This window comes from Clostridioides difficile ATCC 9689 = DSM 1296, assembly GCF_001077535.1.
In the GTDB taxonomy this organism is placed as follows: Bacteria; Bacillota; Clostridia; order Peptostreptococcales; family Peptostreptococcaceae; genus Clostridioides; species Clostridioides difficile.
Window position 1 is genome coordinate 4077918 of the sequence record NZ_CP011968.1, and the last position, 22020, is coordinate 4099937.

Below are 22020 nucleotides of genomic sequence, written 5' to 3' on the forward strand. Positions count from 1 at the left end.
CTTATAAAATTATATCTCTCTTTCTTGATTTGCATATTCTACAAACTCTTCAAAAGGTATTGCTTTGCTATAATAATATCCTTGATATATTTCACATCCTAAACCATATAACTTATCCCTTTGGTCTATATTTTCAACATACTCAACAACTATATCAAAATCTAAATTTTTTGAAAGATTTACAATAGTCATTATAATTTCACTACTTCTTTTATTTGTAAGTATCTCTTTAACTAATGAACCATCCAATTTAACTATATCAAAGTTATTATTTTGAAGATATATAAGAGAGCTATGCCCCATCCCAAAATCATCCATAATTAACTTTATTCCCAAGTTATGTATCGCATTGATACGTTCAATAATTATTTGTGAACCTGATAATGCAATTTGCTCTGTTATTTCTATACCTAACATATTAGGATTTATATCATTACTACTAATGATATTTTTTATTTGCTCTGGTAACTTAGGGTCATCAAGTTGGTCTGGAGATATATTTACAGAGAACTTAACAGGATTTCTCAATAGCTTTTCACTCTTCTTTAAATCAATACATGCTTTATTAATAATATACTCTCCAAGCTCATCTAAGAACCCTTCTTCTTTAGCCAAAATTATAACTAGTGGTGGATAAATGAACCCTCCTATTGAATGTTTCCATCTAAGTAATCCCTCTGCTCCCACAACATTTCCATTATAATTGACTTGTGGTTGATAAAAAAGCTCTATTTCTCCTCTTTTCATAGCAAACTTCAAGTCTGATGCCAACATTTTTGAAATTGAACCTATTTTACCATTATGGTTTAGAAGATTAGGCTGTTCACCTGTTAATTCATACCTTTTTAATAAGTTTGTTAAATTTTCTATATTATTTTTAAACATATATGTATATCTATTTTGCGACATTTTTATAAACGGAATATAAATCATAACACCAACACATAAATTAAATACTTGCAACAAACTACCTCTTATTGAACCTGTAGACATATATCCACTTAAAAATATAGGTGAGGTCCATTCTACAGCTGAAACTGTACATGGTACAATACCTGTAGACATAGCCACATAACTTGTAATGGTTAAGATTATAGGAGTAATTACAAAAGGTACAAACATAATATAGTTAAAAACAATTGGTATCCCGAAAACTAGCATCTCATTGATATTAAAAAGAGCTGGTATTGAAGCAATTTTAGCTAACTTTCTTACATTTATACGTTTTTCACTAAGAAAAATTGCAATTACTAAACATAGTAAAGAGCCACATCCTCCCAATAAAACCATTGTATCAAAAAAGGTCTTAGTAAAAATTTCTGTTGGTAATTGATTATTATTAACTAAATTTATGTTAATTGCCATACTATTTTCAAATAAATTTTTTGCGACGGTATCTAATACATTACTACCATGAATCCCAAAAAACCACATAAAGTGCATTAAAAAAATAAACAACAGAGCACTCATAAGGTTTGTTCCCATTTTATTAAAAACATTTGAAAATAAATTATAAAATATATCTTGAAAGTTTGAACTGCCAATTAGACTTATCATTATCACTCTAAAAATAGAAAACAAAAATACTACTATTATGAAAGGAACTATAGCCGAAACTACCATATTAAAGTCTGCATCAGCCCCTTCTGTATGAAACTTTACACTTGTAACAAAAGATTCTGTAAGTTTTACAAACAATACAGAAGATGTCATAGAAACAATTATAGATGTAAATAACCACTTTGTTTTAAATATTTCTATATAAGAATTAAGCTCATTACCATGTGAAAATACTAAAAAAGAGCACATTGCAACTATAGGAACAAGTACTGTATACTTGCTCCCATATATTTTTCCATAACTATAGCTTATTGTTAATAATATTATTAATGAAATAATTCCTAAAGTAGAATCATTTATAAAGTTAAGAATATTTGTAACCTCTCCATTAAACAAGCCTGATAAATATTCTTGATAAGCCTTTATTGGAAGATTCAAAATTACAAGAGCAGTTGAACCAGTCATAATAGCAGGTATCGCTAAAATCATACCCTGCTTTATAGAGTATAAAATTTTATTATCCTCAACATTTTCAAAATTTCTCTTTAGCAAAGTTATTCACCTCTACTTCATCTCATAAACATTAGAAACATCATTTCGTGATAGTACATCTAGTTTTACATCTTGTCCAACTACTATATCATTTGATGCTAATACTCCTTTTGAAGTCTCATACGCTAACTCAGGAAAATTATTTTCTTTACTTAAATGTGCTAATAATATAGATTCTGTACCTTCATTAATAAGTTCAACGCAGAAATTAGCTGCATCTTCATTGGATAAATGACCAGTACTTGACATTACTCTTTTCTTTAAAGCATATGTATATGAACCCATCATAAGCATATTAGGGTCATAATTTGATTCCAATACTACTAATTTAGATTTATATAGATGTTTTTTTATATTTTGAGTTATACATCCTATATCAGTAGCTATAGACATTTTTTCATCACTCTCTGTATAAAAATTATATCCAACTGGGTCAGACGCATCATGTTCTATTGAAAAAGGTCTTACTATGATATCACCTAATGAGTAGGTTTTATCATTTTCAAATACTTTCATATTTTTATCTTTGATGTCACCTAATTTGTCCTTCATAGAACACCATGTTTTTATATTAGCAAATACTGGTATATCAAACTTTCTTGATAATATACCTGCTCCTTTTATATGGTCAACATGCTCATGTGTTATAAATATTCCTTTTAATTTATCTGCATCTACACCAATGTCTTTAAGACCTGTAGTTATTCTCTTGCCACTTAATCCTGCATCTACTAGTATATTAGTATTTTTATACCCTATATAGTGGCAATTACCACTACTACCACTCCCTACTGAACAATACTTTAGCATTCCTTCACCTCTTTTTCTGCCTTATAAATTATATTATACCAAAAAAACAGAGTATTAAATAAAATTTAATACTCTGCACAAAATTTACTTACATTCACTGTTTACTTACATTCACTTATAATCTTATTTATATCTACACCTTTACTATTCCATAGTTCCACAAAAGCTCTTCCATTAGCATTTTTATGCTTATATTTATTATAGTACTCATTTAAAGTCTCAAAGAATACTTTATCTCCAACTTCTTTTCTTATTTCATTAAATGCTATTGCGCCTTTTGTATAAACATTCAAGCTGTATTCAGTAGAATTTTTATACTCATTTGCTGGCTTAAATATATTTTCGCTCAAATAACTTTTTGTCTGTATCTCCATAGTTTTTATAAGCTTGTTTGCCATATCTTTACCATACTTTTGTTCAAAATAAACTATTGTAGAATATTCAGTAAGTGCTTCATCTAACCAGGGTTCACTTATTTCATCATTTCCAACAGCAGAATACCACCATTGATGGGCTGTCTCATGGGCAATAACATATTCTAGTAAAAATTCATTTTTTTCATTATATAAACTTTGGTCTATCATAACAAGCATAGGGTATTCCATCCCCCCTATAAAAAAGTCACTTGCTACAACAGAAAATTCTTTGTAAGGATACTTTCCAAATAATTCACTAAATATATTTATTGAATCTTTTGCCACTTCAGTTGCTTTTTTAGAAAGCTTTTTATTTAAATTATATGTATTGATAGCTACTCCCTTTGAATCTACTTTGTTTACATCAAATTTGCTACTTAGTATAAATGCAAAATCTCTAACGTTTTCAGCTTCTATTTCATATAGCATTTTCTTATTATCATGTTTATCATCAATAAGTTTTCCTGTATGAGCAATTTTATATTTATTTGGAATCAATAGTTTCACATGAAAATCGCTAGTCTCACTATAAAATGGGTCGCCAATAGTTTCATAACTCTTTAAATTCCATCCCCTTTCATCATTTACACAAGCTATAGGAAACCAATTAGTAACATTTATAGTATTTTCTCCATATCCAAATCTTCCAATTGAATTTGGTATTTTTACGTTATATTTTATATCTAATGACATTCTTTCATTTGGTTTTAACTCTTTCCCTAATTCTATTTCTAATATGTCATTTTTGTCTCCTTTAATTTTATACTCCATTTTACTATTATTATTTAATATATTCTTTATATCTATATATCCTTCGTTAAATCCATTAGGATAAGCCCTTGTCATTTCACTTTTTTCAAAAGGAGCAAAATCTTTCTTGGAAAAAGCATTCGGATATATATGGAAATATATTTTATCTATGTTTGATTTTGTATTATTTATGTAGTCAACATTCTGATTGCACATTAACCTCTTAGTCTCATCATCAAATATAACATCCATATTATACTGATTTATTTTTGAATTAGTTTTTTCTTTGTATGTTTCTAAACTGTCATCCTTTTCTATAAAGCAACCTATTATTAATACCATAAATAGAATCGCTACTGATAATGTTCTTCTTACTTTTTGGTTGAATTTTATAACCAAAATATCTCCTCCTTTTCAAAATGAATACTTTTAGAAAATATTTACATGCTAATCTTGTGACCTTTTATTTGTTTACAGACAAATATAATATAAAAAATGATATAATTTAATCTGAGGTGATAAAATGTTTTTTAAAGAAAGCAATGAAATAGATTTAGGTGAAATCACTATTCCCAATATCTTTATAGATATATTTATGCCAATGGCGGACGGGTTATACGTAAAAGTTTATCTTTTAGGATATAGACAAGCATGTGATATTACTTCTAATCCTAAGTTCGACAATAATTCAATAGCCAAAAACCTAAATATACCATTGTCTGATGTGTTATCTGCTTGGAAATTCTGGGAAGAAAAGAAGATTATAAAAATACATGACAATGGAGAATATGATAATTTTAATTATTCAATAGAATTTTTAGATTTAAAAAATTTCTATATTGAGAATATATTAAGCAATAATTCATCTATAAAATCTAATACAGATAAAGTTGTATCTACTTCTGAAAATCCAAGTATTAGAAAAATGTTTAATTCTATAAATAAAATAGTTGGGCGATATCTCGACCCAAGTGAAAAGATGAGTATTATGGATATAATGAATAAATACAATATGAGCCCCGATATGATACTTTGCGCATATGAATACGTCAAAGATAAAACTGGTACATCAAAGCCCGTTAAATACATTGAAGGCATTATTAGAAATTGGTATGATTCAAATTTATATACACCAAAAGATGTTGAAGAAAGCTTTTTGGTAAGAAGTGAACGATATATTTTATATAAAACGATTTTCAATGAATTGGGATTTTCAAGACAACCATCAAAATCAGAAAAAGAACTTATGGACACCTGGTTTGATAAATTTAATATGGATATAGATTTGATAATAAATGCATGTTCTAAGTCTAAGAATATTTCAAACCCAAGTATATCTTATATAAATGGTATAATTAAAAATTGGAATGAAAAAAATATAAAAAATTTAAATGATTTAAAGCAAAAAGAGGAAGAACGTATAGTTAAGGAGAATATTAATAAGAAGCAGATTAATACTACTCAAAACAACAATACTTACAAAAAAACTAAGTTTCATAATTTCAACGAAACATTCACTCAGTATACCTCTGATGAGCTCGATGAGATTATTAAAAAAAGTCAAAAAGAAAAGTTTAAGTAGGTGATTAAATGAATGAGGATAAAATAAGAAAAATACTTGCTAAATATGCTAAGAGAAGAGATGATAATGAACTCTTATTAGAACATAGAAAAAATGAGGTATATAATAGAATCCCGGAGATAAAATCTATAGATGATGAAATTTCTAAAATAGGTCTCAGTTTAGCTAAGATAGTACTTTTAAATCCCAAATCTAAAGATGAAATTGTAAAGAAGACTAAAGAGAATATAGAGTCTTTAAAAGTAAAGAAAGAAAGACTTTTAGCTGAAAGTAACATACCTCTTGATTACTTGGAAATAAAGTTTCAATGTATTTCTTGTAAAGATAAAGGATTTTTACCTAATGGAGAAAAATGTTCTTGCCTCAAACAAGAAATTGTAAATGAAGCTTATAAAATGTCTAATTTAGATAGGATTTTAAGTCAGGAAAATTTTTCGAATTTTAACTTGAATATATTTTCTCCTAAGAAAGGCTCTGATGGTGAAATATCTCCTAGAGAAAATATGCTAAATAATTTAAGTATCTGCGAAAATTTTGTTCATGATTTTAAGAAGGATAATAGTGAAAATCTACTGTTTTATGGTTCTACTGGACTAGGAAAGACCTATATGTGCAATTGTATTGCAAAGGAATTGTTAGATAAAGGCAATGTTGTAATCTATCAAACTTCTTTTAGAATTTTAGATATTCTTGAAGATTATAAATTTAGAAGAGACACAAATAATCAAATAAGTGAAGATAATTATAAAAACTTGTTTGATTGTGATTTATTAATAATAGATGACCTTGGAACTGAACTTAATAATTCTTTTACTAGTGGAGAAATCTTCAATATTGTAAATACAAGACTTGTTGCTGGTAAAAAAATCATTATTTCAACCAACTTAACACCATCTCAAATAGGAAATACTTACACTCAAAGAACTCTCTCTAGAATATTAGATAAGTTTAGGATTTTAGAATTTACTGGAGATGATTTGAGATGGGAAAGATTTAAATAAAATAGCCCTTAAAAAACATTTTTTTATTTTTAAATAGAGAGGTAAGAGCAAACTTGCTTCTCTGTTTAAAACTTATATCACATAAATTAAAACATACTTTTTATTTTTCTATTTACATATCTAATGTATCTTAATCTAACAAATCATTTACATTCTTAGTAGTCTATATTTATTGATACTATAAATTAAATTTGCTATATTACATAATACTATGCTAGAATGATTCTAAATTTTATATTTAAAACTATCACATTGCAAGTAATTCAAAATTTTGTTGTATGTTTAATTTCATTTTTAATACAATAAAAATGAAATTAAAAAAAGATACTTAAAAGTATCCTGTAACATAGAAAATTATATTAATTTGAATTTATGTACTTTGTGGAGCTGGTGATAGGAATCGAACCTACAACCTGCTGATTACAAGTCAGCTGCTCTACCGTTGAGCCACACCAGCATATAATCTAGTATTTATCTCTAATTCAAAATTTGGTGGGACTAACAGGGCTCGAACCTGTGACCCCCTGCTTGTAAGGCAGGTGCTCTCCCAGCTGAGCTATAGTCCCATACTGGTGACTCGTAGGGGAATTGAACCCCTGTTACCGCCGTGAAAGGGCGGTGTCTTAACCTCTTGACCAACGAGCCATATTTTGGTGATCTATCCGCGACTCGAACGCGGGACACCCTGATTAAAAGTCAGGTGCTCTACCGACTGAGCTAATAGACCACATTTTTTCGACTTTTTTCGTCGTTTCTTTCACTCACAAGTTATATTATAGCGTCTATATAATTTTTAGTCAATAGTTTTTTTTACTTTTTTTAGAATATAATTAAAATCATCTTTAGCCATTTATTTTCAACAAAATTCTTTTTAAAAAACCTATATGTATCTACATAAATTCAACTTTAATTTCAGTTAGAATATGTATAAGTAGCTTTAACTTAATAAAAAATCAATGTAGGTCAAATATAAAAGAGCATCTCTAATAACTATAAACATTATCTTGAGATACTCTTCTTCAACTATTTTAAATTATTTAATTGATAAAATATTAAGCAAATATATTTCTTCTTATTATAGTTTGAGCTCTATTTGGACCAACAGAAACCATATCTACACTTACTCCAACTAGCTCTTCTATTTTTGCTACATATTTCTTTGCATTCTCTGGAAGGTCATCAAAGTTATCTATTTGAGTTATATCTTCATTCCATCCATCTAATTCTTCATATACAGGTTCACATTTTGCTAAATCATCTAATGAAGCTGGGAAATCCGTTATTATCTTATCGCCCATTTTATAAGACGTACAAACTTTTATCTTATCAAATCCAGTTAATACATCAAGTAACATAAATGAAATACTAGTCAATCCATTAACTCTAGCTGCATACTTAACTATAACTGCATCAAACCACCCACATCTTCTTGGTCTACCAGTAGTTACCCCAAATTCATGTCCTTGTTCTCTTATCTTATCTCCAGTTTCATTTATTTGCTCTGTAACAAACGGTCCTTCTCCAACTCTTGTAGTATATGCTTTTACTATACCAACAACGTCTTTTATCATATTTGGTCCTATACCTGCACCAATTGCAAATCCACCAGATGTTGGATGAGAAGATGTAACAAATGGATAAGTTCCTAAATCTAAATCTAATAAAGTCCCTTGTGCTCCTTCAAACAATACTTTTTTACCTGCTCTTACTGCATCATATACAATAACAGACGTATCTGCCACATATTTTCTTATTTGTTCTGCATATCCTAGATATTCGTTATATATAGTTTCAAAATCAAATAGTTCTTCTTTTCCATATATATTTTTAACTATTTCATTTTTAGCATCTATTTGAGCTTTTAATTTTATAGCAAATTTATCTTTATCCATTAAGTCACATATTCTAATACCAGATCTCTCTGTTTTATCCATATAACAAGGTCCAATACCTTTTTTTGTTGTACCTATCTTTAAATCGCCTCTGGCTTCTTCTGACAATGCATCTAGTTCTTTATGATATGGGAATATGACATGTGCTCTATCACTTATTTTTATATTTTCTGTACTTATATTATCCGTTTTAAACATTTCCAATTCTTCTAAAAATCCTTTAGGGTCAAACACTATTCCATTTCCGATTATATTCACTGTATTTGGATTTAAAACTCCAGATGGAATTAGATGTAATGCGTATTTTTTACCTTCTACAACTAATGTATGTCCTGCATTATTTCCACCTTGCCCTCTTACTACTACATCTGCTTGAGTAGCAAGATAATCTATAACTTTACCTTTACCTTCATCTCCCCATTGAGAACCAACAATTGCAACTGTTTTCATGTAATTCACCTCTATATTTTATATACTCTCGAACACTTTACTTACTTATTCTATCAAACATTCGTATTTTTTTCAACTTTTTTAGTATTCTCCAATATTTAACATATATTCTTCTATTTTTGAAAACTCTTCTTTCTCTATTATTTCTTTTTCATATTTTATAACTTTTTCCATAAATTTATCCACATCTAAAAGTTTTTCTAATTTACATATGTTAATTATGTTTCCAAAGTTTGTATTAGTCATGTTTATATGATACTGATTATCCACATTATTAGCATAAACAACAATAGATTCTCTTAAATTATTGTCAATTACTCTAAATAAGTTTATTTCATCAAGTACTTTAATTATATTGGGATATATATATTTTAAGCTTATTTTTTCCATATTATTCCTCCTAATAATTAATATTTATACACAGATAAAGCAAGCCAAAAGCTTGCTTTATCTACTTATTCACACTTATCAACAGGCCATCTGTGGATAGTGTGGATAGTTTTTTAGCTAAATTTCAATGTTTGGACATATTTAGTGACATGTATCCACATTTTTCCTGTAGAAAGAAAGGACGTTCTGTGGATATTCGTTAGATTATAGGTCTCTCAACTTATCCCCAAATCTTTGAACTTCACCAAGCCAAACAAGTTCCACAGAACCAGTTTCACCGTGTCTATTTTTTGCTATTATTACTTCTCCTATATTTTTACTCTCAGAATCAGCATGATAATATTCGTCCCTGTATAAGAACATAACTATATCTGCATCCTGTTCTATTGCTCCAGACTCTCTTAAATCAGATAACATAGGTCTATGGTCTGCTCTTTGTTCTGGTGCACGTGATAACTGAGATAGTGCTACTACAGGACAGTTTAATTCTTTTGCTAATATTTTTAGTGACCTTGATATCTTAGATATCTCTTGTTGTCTGCTTTCATTATTACCTTCACCTTCCATAAGTTGAAGATAATCAATAAGCACTAAATCTAGTCCTTTTTCTATTTTTAACTTTCTACACTTTGACCTTAGTTCTGATATTTTTATACCAGGAGTATCATCTATGTGTATTTTGGCATCTGATAATACTGCCATAGCATCTATAATTCTAGGCCAATCATTATCATTAAGTGTTCCAGTCTTTATTTTTTTTAATTCTACACTAGATTGTGAAGATAACATACGTTGTACTAATTGTTCCTTAGACATCTCTAAACTAAATACAGCTACAGAGGCATCACCTTTTAAGGCTGCATTTTGAACCAAGTTTAAAGAAAAGGCAGTTTTACCCATTGCTGGTCTAGCTGCAATTAATATTAAATCAGTCCTTTGAAGACCATTTATTTTTTTGTTTAAATCTTTAAAACCAGTAGTTATACCAGTGACATCACTCTTGTTAGTGTATAATTTTTCTATCATATCATAGGCATCCATCAAAACTAAGTTTATAGATTTAAAATCATCACTAGTTTTCTCCTGTGATATATCAAATATACTCTTTTCAGCTTGTTCTAAAACATCTTCAATCTTAGTTGCTCCACTATATCCTAGATTTATTATTTCATTAGAAGCTTTTATAAGCTTTCTAAGTACAGACTTTTCTTTTACTATATCAGCATAGTATTTTACATTTGAAGTCGTCGGTACTATAGTAGAAAGACTTGTAATATAACTGATTCCTCCAATATCATTAAGATGCCCTTGTTTTCTTAGTTCTTCTGTTAATGTTATCAAGTCTATAGGCTCACCTTTATTACTTAAAGTTATCATACATTCATATATTATTTTGTGAGCCTCTTTATAGAAATCATCAGGCTTTATAGTTTCTGTAACCGTTATTATAGCATCTTTATCTAGAAGTATAGAACCCAATATTGATTGTTCTGATTCTACACTATGAGGAGGAATTCTCGTCATATCTTCCATCTTAATCACCTCTAGTTATTACTGTTTTTCTTTTACATCCACTCTTATTTTAGTAGTTACTTTTTGATGTATTTTTATTTCTACGAAAGTTGAACCTAAAGATCTTATTGGTTCATCTAATAATATTTTTCTTTTATCTACATCTATGTCTTTTTGTTTCTTTAATTGCTCAGCAATTTCTTTAGAAGTTATTGAACCAAATAATCTTCCACCTTCTCCTGCTTTTGAATATATTTCTATATTAATTTCTTCCATTTGCTTACCTAATAAAACTGCTTCTTCATACTCTTTTTGTGCTTTTATTTCTTTAGATTTATTCTTTTCATTTAATTCTTTTATTGCTACACTATCTGCTTGCACAGCCATCTTTTTAGGAAATAAGAAATTTCTTGCATATCCATCACTTACTTCTTTCATTTCTCCCTTTTTACCAGTTCCCTTTACGTCTTTTAATAATATAACTTTCATCTATTCTTCCTCCTCCAAATACTCCTCTATTATTTTATTTACCATCTTATAAGCTTCTTTTAGAGAAACATTTTTTAACTGTGCTCCAGCTATATCTATGTGTCCCCCGCCTCCTAATTTTTCCATAAGTACATGTACATTTATTTGTCCTAAAGACCTCGCACTTATAAATATAGTATCATCTTTTTCACCTAATACAAAGGAAGCTTCTACTTCTTTGATATTTAATAACTCATCAGCAGTTTGAGCTATTATAACATTTATACTATCTATCTCAGTACTTGAATATGCTAAACATATTCTATTATTAATTATTTTAGTACTTTGAATTATTTCAGCTTTTATTATGAAATCTTTTACATCAGAATTGAAGAATTTCTTTACCTCTATAGTATCTGCTCCAACTTTTCTAAGGTAAGAAGCAGCTTCAAAAGTTCTAACACCTGTTTTGAATGCAAAGTTTTTAGTATCTAGACTTATACCTGCTAAAAGCCCTTCAGCTGTAAGTTTATTTATTGTTACATCTTCATCCATATACTGAACTAACTCTGTAACCATTTCACACGTTGAGGATACATATATCTCATGGAATAAAAGCACTGCATCATTTATAAACTCTACACCTCTTCTATGATGGTCTATAACTACTACCTTCTCTGATAGCTTTAACAGTTCTTCACATTCAGTATAATTTGGTCTATGAGTATCAACTACTACAACTAATGTATTTTTAGTGCAGTTGTCAATAGCTTCCTCTTTTCCAATAAACAACTTTTTATAGTAATTATTTTCATTTATTTTATTTATAAATATTTCTATAGATTCATTTACAGATTGTAAAACTATGTTTGCAGTTTTGTTACAGGATTTACATATATCATAAACACCAACTGCTGCTCCCATAGCATCCATATCAGGATATTTATGTCCCATTATATAAACCTGGTCACTTTGTTGTATAACCTCTCTTAAAGCATGACCTATTAATCTGGATTTTACTTTGGTTTTCTTTTCTACAGCTTTAGATTTTCCTCCATAAAACACAAATTTATCTTTTGTTTTTACAACAGCCTGGTCACCACCTCTACCAAGTGCTAAATCGAGAGCACCCGTAGCAAGTTTTAGGTTCTCATTTAATGTATCTCCATCTATACCAATTCCTATACTTATAGTAACAGGAAGATTATTTCCATAATCAATATGTCTTATTGTATCTAAAATAGAAAACTTCTCAGCTTCCAATTTTTTTAACTCTTTTTTATGCATTACCAAGAAGAATTTGTCTTTTGAAGTTCTTCTCAATGCACCATTTGAATTTAATTCTAAAGCAGAAAGTATTTTCTCTACTTCAACATTAATTAAAGCTCTCTTATCTTCTGCTGCACTTTTTAATACTTCATCATATCCATCTACTTGTATTAGCATCATTGCATTTTTTTCATCATCATAATTTTGTTTTACTTTTAAATATTCAGTCTTGTCTATCCAGTATAATATCATCAAATATTTAGGATTTTTTTCTTGATCATTTTTTATAACATTATAAATTATTGTATATTCTTTTTCTTTATAGTTTATTTCTGTGTACATCTCTTTATTTTCATTTAATACTTTTCTTAAATTAAGATTTTTAACTATATCCTCTATATTTTTATCAAGTAAATCTTTTTGACCAATCATATCATAAAACTTTCCATTATACCAGGATATATTTCCATCAAATTCTAAAATACATAATGGTATTGGAAGATTTATTATGGCTTTTTTAGTTGTTTCATCTATATCTAAAGATAAATTTTGAATATACTCTGTCCATTCATGACGTCTAATATTAGTAGTTCTCCAATTGTGAAAAACCATATATACAAAAATACAGAAAAATAAACACCCTACATACAAGTTGTAATAAAGCAAAATTATACTAGAAATACCAATAACAATTATATATAAATTTATTTCTGGCATATTTAATTTAAAGGCTTGTTTATTACTCATTTCTATCCTCCTAAGTGGATTTATAGCTTCTTACCTTTCTAAAGTCAATTATACTATCTACCATACCAACAAAAGATATTCCCATAAATCCAAATAAACATAAAATTATCCCTGAAAAAAACATAATTTTATTTGGTCCCTGTCTTATCCATTTCTTTAAGAAATAAATGCAAACTGCTATACCTTGAATTACAAACATTAAATTAAAAACTAGCTGTAAATTAGTCATTATTAATTCTGTATATAATTTTGAACCAATAATTTGAATAAATAAGACTAATAAATAAAGTAAGAAAGTTGTGAGTATAGCATTTCCCGGTAAATAAAAATCAGCAAACTTAGGAAATCTTATATTCATCTTTGTAATCCTTTTTATAAAAAATACACTCAAATAATATGTGACAAACGCTGATAACAACCCTTGTAAAAATAACATCATTGGTAGCATATTTGTAAAATAACTTACAATCTCATCTGGCTTCATTTTATCAAACACTTTAAGTTCAGTTGCAGAAAAACTATTTTTTTGAATATTTACAATTTCTGATATCATCTTAGAAACTTCATCTAATAGATTCACATTTAAAAATGTCTTTAATACAAAAAAATATACAAGCATTGAAAGTACAAATATTATGGTTCCACCATATATCGGTTCGAATTTATTACTGTCCTCTTGTTCAAAGCTTCTCTTTAGCATCTTTCCTATTACTATACCTGGTAAAGAATACATTATACATATATTTAATGCGTAAGAAATATCTGCAAATAGAATCAGTACGCAAAATGTAACCAAAATAGATATAAGAGAATACTTTCTATCAGTAATAGCACCTATAATTACATATGGAACAGCTGCTAACATACTAAATATTCCTAGCATTGGAATATAGGCTATTACTAAAGCGATTATTATAGCTAAAACTATTATAGACATTGCCTTAGATAGTCTAATTTTATTATTCAATTTAATATCACTCCCTATTATCCATATGTTTTTTTAAATTAGATAAATCCCCATACCATCTTTCAACGCTATGGTCCTCATCTATACCAATTTTTATTTTTTCCTTGACTTTATAATCCACATCTCTAAAACTAATTCCTAATCTCTTTGCTAAGAGATATGTTATCATTATTATATTTGCTAAAGTATCTTGAATTGCTTCATCTAATGGTTTTACCCCTTTAAACAATAAATTAAACAAATCACTTACACTCATTAATATTTCTGTTTTCATCCATTCTATTATCTTTATGTTTCTCGTTATCTCAGAACCTTTATCTATTTTCACGTTTACAACCCTCCTTAATATATAATATTATATCATAAATAATAATATATTTAAGTATATAAACAAAAAAACGAGCTTTATAGCTCGCCTCATTTAGATATATAAATACATATAATAAAAAATGAGCACAAGGCTCATTTTTTTAGTCTAATGTATATGGTAAAAGTGCTATATTTCTCGCTCTTTTTATAGCAACTGTTAATTCTCTTTGATGCTTAGCACAAGTTCCAGATATTCTTCTTGGTAATATCTTTCCTCTTTCAGTTATATACTTTTGTAATCTTTGAGTACTTTTGTAATCTATTTTAGCGTTTTTGTCAGCACAAAATTGACAAACTCTTTTTTTCTTACGTCTTTTTTTATTCATCATGACTTTTTTCCCTCCTTTTTAAAATGGTATATCGTCATCATCTATAGCTTGGAAACCTTGTGGGTCTAAACCTTGAGGTTCAAAGCTTGGCTCAAAAGCTGGAGCACTCTCTCTATATGAATTTTCCGATTTATTCTTACTATCCAAAGCTTGTACTGATCTAGTACTTACTTTTGTAAAAGTTCTCTTTTCACCTGATTGTGTCTGATAATTGTCTACTCTTATAGATCCTTGAAGTGCTACTAATCTACCTTTAGTTATGTAGTTAGCACAAAATTCAGCAGATTTACCCATTACTTCAACAGGTATAAAATCAGTTTCTTTAGATCCATCTTTTTTTACATAGTCTCTATCAATGGCTATTGTAAAGGATGCCACTGGTGTTCCTGTACCTGGGATGTATCTTAATTCAGGGTCTCTAGTCAACCTTCCCACTAATACAACTTGATTCATAAAAACACCACCTATTTTTTATAATAAAACCAGTTATTAAGCAACAACTATCATGTGTCTTATTACGTTTTCATTTATCTTTAAGTTTCTGTCTATCTCTTTAGGAACGTCTACTGCTGATTTGAAGTTAACTAATACATAGAAACCTTCTGTAAACTTAGCTATTGGATAAGCTAATTTTTTAGTTCCCCAAGTATCAACTTTAACTATTTCTCCGTCAGTTGCAACAACTTCCTTAACTTTGTTTAGTATAGCCTCTCTTACTTCTTCATCAGAGTTTGGCTTTACCACATAAACTAATTCATAATTTCTCACTATAATTCACCTCCCTTTGGACTTAACGGCTCTACACTCTTAGAGCAGAGAAATGAGACTAAAATCTCATACCTACACATTTTATCATTTATTCTTATTTCTGTCAATTTAAATTTTGGACAAAGTTTAGTATAAGGTGAATTATATACTTTTCAAACAAACAAGGGATGGCAACAACCATCCCTTGTATTATATATAAGTTATTATTTTTAATTAAGCTTCTACACCCATAGCTTCTTTTAATACAGCTGCTATATTTTTTATACCTTCTATTATTTTTTCTTCTGGCATATTTGAATAGTTAAGTCTGAAAGTATTTTCTCTACCACCATTAGGGAAGAATCCTCCTCCAGCAACATAAGCAACATTCTTATCTAAACATTTTGGCATTAATTCTTTAGCATTTAAATTACTTGGAAGCTCTACCCATGTAAATAATCCACCTTCTGGATGAGTAAATACTAATCCTTCTGGGAACTCTTCTTCCATAGTCTTAAGCATTACATCTCTACGTTTAACATAAACTGCTTTTATTTTGTCAACATGTGCATCTAGGTCATACATATCCATAAATTTGCTTACTTCCATTTGAGATATAGTTGATGCTTGTAAGTCTGCACCTTGTTTTGCAAAGTTAAACTTAGATAAAATTTCTGGAGAAGCACAAGTCCATCCTAATCTGTATCCTGGGCAGAATATTTTAGAGAAAGTTCCTAAGAATATTACTAATCCTTTTGTATCCATTGATTTTAAAGATGGTAAAGTCTCTCCTTCAAATCTTAAATCTCCATATGGATTATCTTCTATTACTGGTATTTCAAATTTATTTACTATTTCCATGAATTTTTTACGTCTTTCAAGTGGCCAAGTTCTTCCTGTTGGATTTTGGAAGTCAGGTATTACGTAAATCATTTTTATTCTATCAGTTGTTTCTAGTATCTTTTCTAATTCTTCCATTATCATTCCATCAGAATCTGTTGGAACATCTATGAATTTAGGTTGATAAGATTTAAATGCGTTTATAGCTCCTATGTAAGATGGACTTTCACATAAAATTACATCACCCTCATCAATAAATACTTTTCCTGCAAAATCTAGACCTTGTTGAGAACCACTTGTAACTAATATATCATCTTTGTTTACATTAGTTTTGTTTTTATCATTCATTCTAGCTGCTATTTTTTCTCTTAATGGTTCATATCCTTCTGTTGTAGTATATTGCATAGCTGATCTTCCATTTTCTTCAAGCACTGCAACTGATACTTTTTTCATTTCCTCAACTGGAAATAACTCTGGAGCCGGCATTCCACCAGCAAAAGATATTATTTGTGGTTGTTGAGTAAGTTTTAAAAGCTCACGTATTTCTGATCCTTGTAATCCTTGCATTCTTTTTGCATATTTAACTGCCATAATTAAAGCACCCCCATGAAAATGTTTTCTTCAATTCTTATTATACCAAAATTTTGGATATTAATATACGGTATTTGACATTTTTTAAGTGTTAAATTTTTATCACTTTTTTATTAGCTTTTTTACTCTCTTTTCTAAGGTCTCTCTATCAAGCATTATTAGCCTTGAACATCTAGTACATTTTATCTTTATATCCATTCCCGTTCTTATGATTTCAAACTCTTTACACCCACATGCATGTTGCTTTTTTAATTCAACAATATCACCTATTTTTAAATCCATTGGCATAAATAATTAGCCTCCTAATCTAACTTCTCTACTTCTTTTGAACCATTTTCTAATTTACTTATACAATAAATTCCTTTTATATCTACATTATTTTCAACCAAAATAGTTTTTATCTTTTCCATATCTTCAAAAGAAAATTTAATTGATATTCCACAACTTGCTGTTATTTCTCTTGGTGTTGGAAGAGCCATTACTTTTAGACTATTTTCACCAAATAACTTTTCTGATCTTATCGCATGATGTGTCGAATTAAATGACACTATATACATTTGATTCATTACTTAATCCTTTCTGACTATCTATTTGAGTTAATCTTTATTGTTAGTTTTATATTATTAAACATACATACATTATATAGAAATGGTATTTGATGCATTCTTTAATGTCTCAACTATAGTATACATATTTGTAACTGTACCTACTTGTAATTTGTCTTTTAAATTATAATAATCTAAACAAGTACCACAAGATAAAACTTCTACACCCATATTCTCAAGTATTTTTAGATTTTCTATGGTTTCTTCATTTTCAGCACTTAATTTTACTCCTCCATTAACTAAAAGTACATACTTAGGATAAGGTTTAGATTCTGTTAATGTATATATAAATCCTTTTATTAACACTTTTCCTAATTCGTCATTTCCAAGTCCCATCTTATCTGAAGATATAAATATACATGTATTGTCTAATTCACTTTCTTTATTATCTACAACATTTTGTTTATCTAGTATATTTTTACCTTTTCTAATTTCTATAGATATAAAATTCTCTTTTTCGTCAACAATATTTGCTTCACAACTTAAAGATTTAGCAAGTTTTAATATATTCTCCTTAGCTGTTTCATTATCAACTATTGTAACTACAACACCTTCTTCTAGGTTATCCAATTCTCTTTTTGTATTTATAACTGGTTTAGGACAAGCAAGCCCTCTCGCATCTATTTTTATACTCATTGTCTGATTCATCTCCTTAAAAATATTCATACAATTTATATTTTATCATAGATATTATCTTGCTTGTTATAGATTGTTTCTATACCCTTATAGGTTTATTTACCCTACATTATTTCTAAGTTTTTGTACATAAATACACCTTTTTGATAATATTCTAACTCTTTTTCTTTTGATATATTTGAATATAATTGACCTAAGTCTATATATAAATTGGCCAATATTCTATTGTTGCCTAAATCTGATACTATTTTTATGCATTTAATCAGATATTCAATTGCAAGAGTTACTTCATTCTGATTTTTATACATATTAGCATAGAATCTCAATGCTTTATATTCATTGAATTTATTTTTATTTTTTATTGATGAAGCTAAGGCTATCTTACAATATTTTCTAGCTAAATCATAATCTTCTTTATCTATATATGCTTCTATTATCTTAAATAATCCTGACATCATGTATTCATCTTCATCATTTTTCTTTATGTCATATACCTTTTGTGAATATTCAAGTACTCTATCTGTTTCACCTATTTTTCTGTAAACATCACAAATTGTTAAATACACATTTGCTAATCCAGTTTTATTATCCTCACTCTCAAGTATTTTTAGTGCTTTTTTAAAGTAATCTCTTGATTCTTCATATTTTCCAATCTCAAGCATATTATTTGCTTTTAACACCAAAATATCGACATCTTCTTTTCTATCATTTCTATTATCTATTTCATTTATCTTTTCTATGTACTTCAATGACATATTTGGATTATCTAGTTTTATGTAACAATATGCCATCTTACTATATAGTTCCTTGTGTATGTTAACATCCTCAAATTTACTCTCTGACAAAATTTCCTCTGCAAAATTAAAGTGGCTTATAGCACCTTTATAAAAGTCTTCCTGCATATATATTTTCCCTATGTTTAAATAACACTTAAGTATATTTTCACTATCACTATTTTTTATAAAGAAGTACAATGCCTTTTCAAAGTTTTCTATAGCATCATTATAATTAGATTTTTTCAAATTAATATTAGCCATTAAAAAATTACATCTGCCATAGTTCTCCATTAAATCGTATCTCTTACATATATCTAAAACTTCTTTTATTTGGTCCTCAGCCTTGTTTAATTCATTTTCTTTTATATAAATTTCGCTCTGTAGTATTAAATTATCAGTTATCTTTTTTGATTGCATTTCCTTGGTCTCTAATAAGTATTCTACACTTACATCTAGCTTATCGCCTAGATATTCCAACAGTTCATAACTAGTATGAGATTTATCTCTCTCTATATGGCTTATTTGTGCTGCTGTTATCCTATCTCCAGCTAATTCTTTCAATGTCATGTTTTTTTCTTTTCTTAACTTTTTAATCTTTTCTCCTAAGCTCAAAATTTCCATACTATTCCCACCTTTTGAAGACATTTTTTTATAATATAATTATAACTTATATTTATTTTAAAAACACTACTTTTATTTTACAATATTTTCACTGTACATTAAATGATTTCCCATAAAAATGACTAAAATTTAGTTTATTTTGAGTTTTATTAATTTAAATAAATCATTTTTTAAATTTGTTACTATTTTGTATTCATATATTTGCTCATAACGACTATAATTATATATAAGAATAGTTTTTAAGAGAGGAGAAATTTTTATGAAAAATAAGAAAATAATGTTAGTGTTAAGTATATTATCTATATCTATATTCGCAGTTGGTTGTACTAATGCTCAAAATGGAAGTGATTCATCTAAAAAAGAAACTAAGAGCAATACAAATGTTGAGCAACCAAAAGAAGAAAACAATACTGAAAAAGAGGTTCCTAATAACAAAGCTAAACCTACTCCAAAAGAAGAAACTAAAGCTCAATCAGCTACTATTTACTCTTTTGATGTAGATAAGACAGATTTAATTGAAAATAAAGTTGATTTAAATAAAATTGATGAGAACACTTTATTTGAAGAACTTCAAAAACTTAAAGTTGTTCCAGAATCTGCAAAATTAAATTCATTTACTACAAAAGACATTGATGGTGTAAAAACTGGTATATTAGATGTTAGCTCTGACTTTACAAAGTCAAACTTAGGTAGTGATGCAGAAACTTTAATGCTTGATTCAGTTGCTCGTACTTACATAAAAAATATGAATGTTGAACAAATAAAAATTACTGTTGATGGTTCTAATTACGAAAGTGGTCATATAGTTCTTGAAGAAGGAGATTACTTAAAGTAATTTCTTGAAACTATTATCAAATAGATTAGAGGTTCTTAGGAACCCCTTTTCTTTTTTGTACAAAAAAGGAGATGATTCAAATTTTTATTTTGAAATATCCCCTTTTTTTATTTCTATATTATTAAATCTCATGCTATTTATTTTTTGAAATTTTTTTCAAAGCTTCCACTGCTTTATCTATCTCATCTTTTGTGTTGAAATATCCTATACTGAACCTTACTGCACCTTGTTTTAAAGTACCTAAAGTGGTATGTGCTAGTGGTGAACAATGTATTCCTGATCTAGTCGCTATATTATAATCACTATCTAATAAGAAAGTAACCTCTCCAGAATCCATATCTCCTATATTTAGAGCTATTACTGATGCTCTTTTTTTACTGTCCTTTGGTCCATATATCTTTATATCTGGTACTTCCTCTAATTTGTCTATCATATATTGACATAATTCTTCTTCATGTTGTCTTATATTGTTGATTCCTCTTTCAAATATAAATAGTATACCTTGGTTAAGACCTGCTATACCTGGAGTATTATGAGTTCCTGATTCATATTTATCTGGGAATAACTCTGGTTGAACTATTTCTTCTGATTTACTACCTGTTCCACCTTCTTTTAATATATTTAAGTTCAACCCTTCTCTTACATATAATATACCTGTTCCTTGAGGTCCAAATAAGCATTTATGACCTGGCATTGCCAACATATCTATATTACATTCATTTACGTCTATATCATAAACACCTGCTGTTTGTGATGCATCTACTAAAAATAGTATATTATGTTTTTTAGCTATTTCTCCAACTTTTTTTATATCTATTAAAGTTCCACATACATTAGACGCATGTGTTGTTACAATCAATTTAGTATTATTCTTTATTGATTTTTCTAAATCTTCATAATCTAAAAATCCCTCATAATCGCATTTTACTACAGTATTTTCAATACCCCTTTTTTCCAATGCTTTTATAGGTCTTATTACTGAATTATGCTCCATAGACGTTGTTATTACATGGTCTCCTTCTTGTAATACACCTTTTATCGCTAAATTTAAAGAATCTGTTGCATTAGATGTAAATACTATATTCATAGGATTACTTACATTGAACAACTTAGCTATATTCTCTCTTGTATCATATATCTCCCTAGCAGCTCTCATAGCAAGTTTATGGCCGGCTCTACCTGGATTTGCACAATAATTTTTCATACAATCTAAAACAGCATTATACACTCTTTCTGGTTTTGGATATGTAGTTGCAGCATTATCTAAATAAATCATAACAATCTTCCTCTCTGTTTTATATTTTT

Annotated in this window: 22 protein-coding genes and 4 tRNA genes; 3 read left to right on the plus strand and 23 right to left on the minus strand. The window is 28.3% G+C overall.

Going from position 1 to position 22020, the window contains the following annotated elements:
* Window positions 1-9: 9 nt before the first annotated feature.
* The 3 genes from CDIF1296T_RS18945 to CDIF1296T_RS18955 all read right to left on the minus strand — a co-directional run bounded on the left by CDIF1296T_RS18945 (window position 10) and on the right by CDIF1296T_RS18955 (window position 4487).
* Entirely contained in the window at window positions 10-2112 is a 2103-nt protein-coding gene (locus CDIF1296T_RS18945; RefSeq protein WP_003435700.1) for an EAL domain-containing protein, read from the minus strand.
* Between the two features lie 12 nt (window positions 2113-2124).
* A complete protein-coding gene (locus CDIF1296T_RS18950; RefSeq protein WP_003435698.1) occupies window positions 2125-2922 on the minus strand; it encodes an MBL fold metallo-hydrolase in 798 nt (265 codons plus the stop codon).
* 101 nt (window positions 2923-3023) lie between these two features.
* Window positions 3024-4487 (minus strand): M1 family metallopeptidase, encoded by a 1464-nt coding sequence (locus CDIF1296T_RS18955; RefSeq protein ID WP_009892302.1) that lies wholly within the window; start codon window positions 4485-4487, stop codon window positions 3024-3026.
* A 124-nt stretch (window positions 4488-4611) separates the two neighbouring features.
* Between CDIF1296T_RS18955 and CDIF1296T_RS18960 the strand changes: the two genes are divergently transcribed.
* Complete coding sequence (locus CDIF1296T_RS18960) at window positions 4612-5670, plus strand: DnaD domain protein (RefSeq protein ID WP_003429260.1); 1059 nt, start codon at window positions 4612-4614, stop codon at window positions 5668-5670.
* A gap of 8 nt (window positions 5671-5678) precedes the next feature.
* On the plus strand, window positions 5679-6671 hold the full coding sequence (locus CDIF1296T_RS18965; protein ID WP_003435695.1) for an ATP-binding protein: 993 nt from the start codon (window positions 5679-5681) through the stop codon (window positions 6669-6671).
* A 382-nt stretch (window positions 6672-7053) separates the two neighbouring features.
* On the opposite strand, the gene CDIF1296T_RS18970 is transcribed toward CDIF1296T_RS18965, so the two are convergent.
* From CDIF1296T_RS18970 to rstA, 19 genes are all read right to left on the minus strand, one after another.
* Window positions 7054-7128, minus strand: a tRNA-Thr gene (locus CDIF1296T_RS18970).
* A gap of 33 nt (window positions 7129-7161) precedes the next feature.
* Window positions 7162-7237, minus strand: a tRNA-Val gene (locus CDIF1296T_RS18975).
* Window positions 7238-7241: 4 nt separating this feature from the next.
* Window positions 7242-7316: transfer RNA gene (locus CDIF1296T_RS18980), tRNA-Glu, on the minus strand.
* Between the two features lie 6 nt (window positions 7317-7322).
* A tRNA-Lys gene (locus CDIF1296T_RS18985) sits at window positions 7323-7398 on the minus strand.
* Window positions 7399-7723: 325 nt separating this feature from the next.
* Window positions 7724-9013: an adenylosuccinate synthase gene (locus CDIF1296T_RS18990; protein WP_003434259.1), complete on the minus strand. Its 1290-nt coding sequence runs from the start codon at window positions 9011-9013 to the stop codon at window positions 7724-7726.
* Between the two features lie 81 nt (window positions 9014-9094).
* Window positions 9095-9403 carry a hypothetical protein gene (locus CDIF1296T_RS18995; protein ID WP_003429265.1) on the minus strand — a complete coding sequence of 103 codons (309 nt, stop codon included), beginning with the start codon at window positions 9401-9403 and terminating at the stop codon, window positions 9095-9097.
* Window positions 9404-9607: 204 nt separating this feature from the next.
* Complete coding sequence (gene dnaB, locus CDIF1296T_RS19000) at window positions 9608-10936, minus strand: replicative DNA helicase (protein WP_003420541.1); 1329 nt, start codon at window positions 10934-10936, stop codon at window positions 9608-9610.
* Window positions 10937-10954: 18 nt separating this feature from the next.
* Window positions 10955-11404, minus strand: a complete 450-nt coding sequence (rplI, locus tag CDIF1296T_RS19005; protein ID WP_003429267.1) for a 50S ribosomal protein L9 — start codon at window positions 11402-11404, stop codon at window positions 10955-10957.
* Window positions 11405-13399, minus strand: coding sequence for a DHH family phosphoesterase (locus CDIF1296T_RS19010; RefSeq protein WP_009898840.1), 1995 nt, complete (start codon window positions 13397-13399; stop codon window positions 11405-11407).
* A gap of 10 nt (window positions 13400-13409) precedes the next feature.
* The gene (locus tag CDIF1296T_RS19015) at window positions 13410-14366 is read right to left on the minus strand and encodes a YybS family protein (protein WP_003434254.1); all 957 of its coding nucleotides are present in this window, start codon (window positions 14364-14366) and stop codon (window positions 13410-13412) included.
* Between the two features lie 7 nt (window positions 14367-14373).
* A complete protein-coding gene (locus CDIF1296T_RS19020) occupies window positions 14374-14694 on the minus strand; it encodes a MazG-like family protein (protein WP_003420530.1) in 321 nt (106 codons plus the stop codon).
* 142 nt (window positions 14695-14836) lie between these two features.
* On the minus strand, window positions 14837-15064 hold the full coding sequence (gene rpsR / locus CDIF1296T_RS19025) for a 30S ribosomal protein S18 (RefSeq protein WP_003420527.1): 228 nt from the start codon (window positions 15062-15064) through the stop codon (window positions 14837-14839).
* 18 nt (window positions 15065-15082) lie between these two features.
* Window positions 15083-15517 (minus strand): single-stranded DNA-binding protein, encoded by a 435-nt coding sequence (locus tag CDIF1296T_RS19030; protein WP_003420524.1) that lies wholly within the window; start codon window positions 15515-15517, stop codon window positions 15083-15085.
* A gap of 36 nt (window positions 15518-15553) precedes the next feature.
* Complete coding sequence (gene rpsF, locus CDIF1296T_RS19035; protein WP_003420522.1) at window positions 15554-15832, minus strand: 30S ribosomal protein S6; 279 nt, start codon at window positions 15830-15832, stop codon at window positions 15554-15556.
* A gap of 213 nt (window positions 15833-16045) precedes the next feature.
* Entirely contained in the window at window positions 16046-17242 is a 1197-nt protein-coding gene (locus CDIF1296T_RS19040; protein WP_003429271.1) for an aminotransferase-like domain-containing protein, read from the minus strand.
* 102 nt (window positions 17243-17344) lie between these two features.
* Window positions 17345-17530, minus strand: coding sequence for a DUF951 domain-containing protein (locus tag CDIF1296T_RS19045; protein ID WP_009898844.1), 186 nt, complete (start codon window positions 17528-17530; stop codon window positions 17345-17347).
* A 14-nt stretch (window positions 17531-17544) separates the two neighbouring features.
* Window positions 17545-17808 carry a putative Se/S carrier protein gene (locus CDIF1296T_RS19050; RefSeq protein WP_003434250.1) on the minus strand — a complete coding sequence of 88 codons (264 nt, stop codon included), beginning with the start codon at window positions 17806-17808 and terminating at the stop codon, window positions 17545-17547.
* A 72-nt stretch (window positions 17809-17880) separates the two neighbouring features.
* Window positions 17881-18483, minus strand: a complete 603-nt coding sequence (gene yedF / locus CDIF1296T_RS19055; RefSeq protein ID WP_009892314.1) for a sulfurtransferase-like selenium metabolism protein YedF — start codon at window positions 18481-18483, stop codon at window positions 17881-17883.
* A 104-nt stretch (window positions 18484-18587) separates the two neighbouring features.
* Entirely contained in the window at window positions 18588-19880 is a 1293-nt protein-coding gene (gene rstA, locus CDIF1296T_RS19060; RefSeq protein WP_009898847.1) for a toxin production/motility transcriptional repressor RstA, read from the minus strand.
* A 259-nt stretch (window positions 19881-20139) separates the two neighbouring features.
* Between rstA and CDIF1296T_RS19065 the strand changes: the two genes are divergently transcribed.
* Complete coding sequence (locus tag CDIF1296T_RS19065) at window positions 20140-20715, plus strand: GerMN domain-containing protein (RefSeq protein WP_009898849.1); 576 nt, start codon at window positions 20140-20142, stop codon at window positions 20713-20715.
* Between the two features lie 133 nt (window positions 20716-20848).
* Here the strand turns inward: CDIF1296T_RS19065 and CDIF1296T_RS19070 are convergent, their stop codons facing one another.
* The gene (locus CDIF1296T_RS19070; RefSeq protein WP_009898850.1) at window positions 20849-21991 is read right to left on the minus strand and encodes an aminotransferase class V-fold PLP-dependent enzyme; all 1143 of its coding nucleotides are present in this window, start codon (window positions 21989-21991) and stop codon (window positions 20849-20851) included.
* Window positions 21992-22020: the final 29 nt, after the last annotated feature.

Coding starts and splice junctions, on each gene's coding strand:
- CDIF1296T_RS19070 (WP_009898850.1), bottom strand. CDS start 21,991: ATGATTTATTTAGATAATGCTGCAACTACATATCCAAAACCAGAAAGA.
- CDIF1296T_RS19050 (WP_003434250.1), bottom strand. CDS start 17,808: ATGAATCAAATGTATATAGTGTCATTTAATTCGACACATCATGCGATA.
- CDIF1296T_RS19010 (WP_009898840.1), bottom strand. CDS start 13,399: ATGAGTAATAAACAAGCCTTTAAATTAAATATGCCAGAAATAAATTTA.
- CDIF1296T_RS18960 (WP_003429260.1), top strand. CDS start 4,612: ATGTTTTTTAAAGAAAGCAATGAAATAGATTTAGGTGAAATCACTATT.
- CDIF1296T_RS19030 (WP_003420524.1), bottom strand. CDS start 15,517: ATGAATCAAGTTGTATTAGTGGGAAGGTTGACTAGAGACCCTGAATTA.
- rpsR (WP_003420527.1), bottom strand. CDS start 15,064: ATGATGAATAAAAAAAGACGTAAGAAAAAAAGAGTTTGTCAATTTTGT.
- yedF (WP_009892314.1), bottom strand. CDS start 18,483: ATGAGTATAAAAATAGATGCGAGAGGGCTTGCTTGTCCTAAACCAGTT.
- CDIF1296T_RS19065 (WP_009898849.1), top strand. CDS start 20,140: ATGAAAAATAAGAAAATAATGTTAGTGTTAAGTATATTATCTATATCT.
- CDIF1296T_RS19045 (WP_009898844.1), bottom strand. CDS start 17,530: ATGCCAATGGATTTAAAAATAGGTGATATTGTTGAATTAAAAAAGCAA.
- dnaB (WP_003420541.1), bottom strand. CDS start 10,936: ATGGAAGATATGACGAGAATTCCTCCTCATAGTGTAGAATCAGAACAA.
- CDIF1296T_RS19040 (WP_003429271.1), bottom strand. CDS start 17,242: ATGGCAGTTAAATATGCAAAAAGAATGCAAGGATTACAAGGATCAGAA.
- rplI (WP_003429267.1), bottom strand. CDS start 11,404: ATGAAAGTTATATTATTAAAAGACGTAAAGGGAACTGGTAAAAAGGGA.
- CDIF1296T_RS18995 (WP_003429265.1), bottom strand. CDS start 9,403: ATGGAAAAAATAAGCTTAAAATATATATATCCCAATATAATTAAAGTA.
- CDIF1296T_RS18950 (WP_003435698.1), bottom strand. CDS start 2,922: ATGCTAAAGTATTGTTCAGTAGGGAGTGGTAGTAGTGGTAATTGCCAC.
- rstA (WP_009898847.1), bottom strand. CDS start 19,880: ATGGAAATTTTGAGCTTAGGAGAAAAGATTAAAAAGTTAAGAAAAGAA.
- CDIF1296T_RS18965 (WP_003435695.1), top strand. CDS start 5,679: ATGAATGAGGATAAAATAAGAAAAATACTTGCTAAATATGCTAAGAGA.
- CDIF1296T_RS18990 (WP_003434259.1), bottom strand. CDS start 9,013: ATGAAAACAGTTGCAATTGTTGGTTCTCAATGGGGAGATGAAGGTAAA.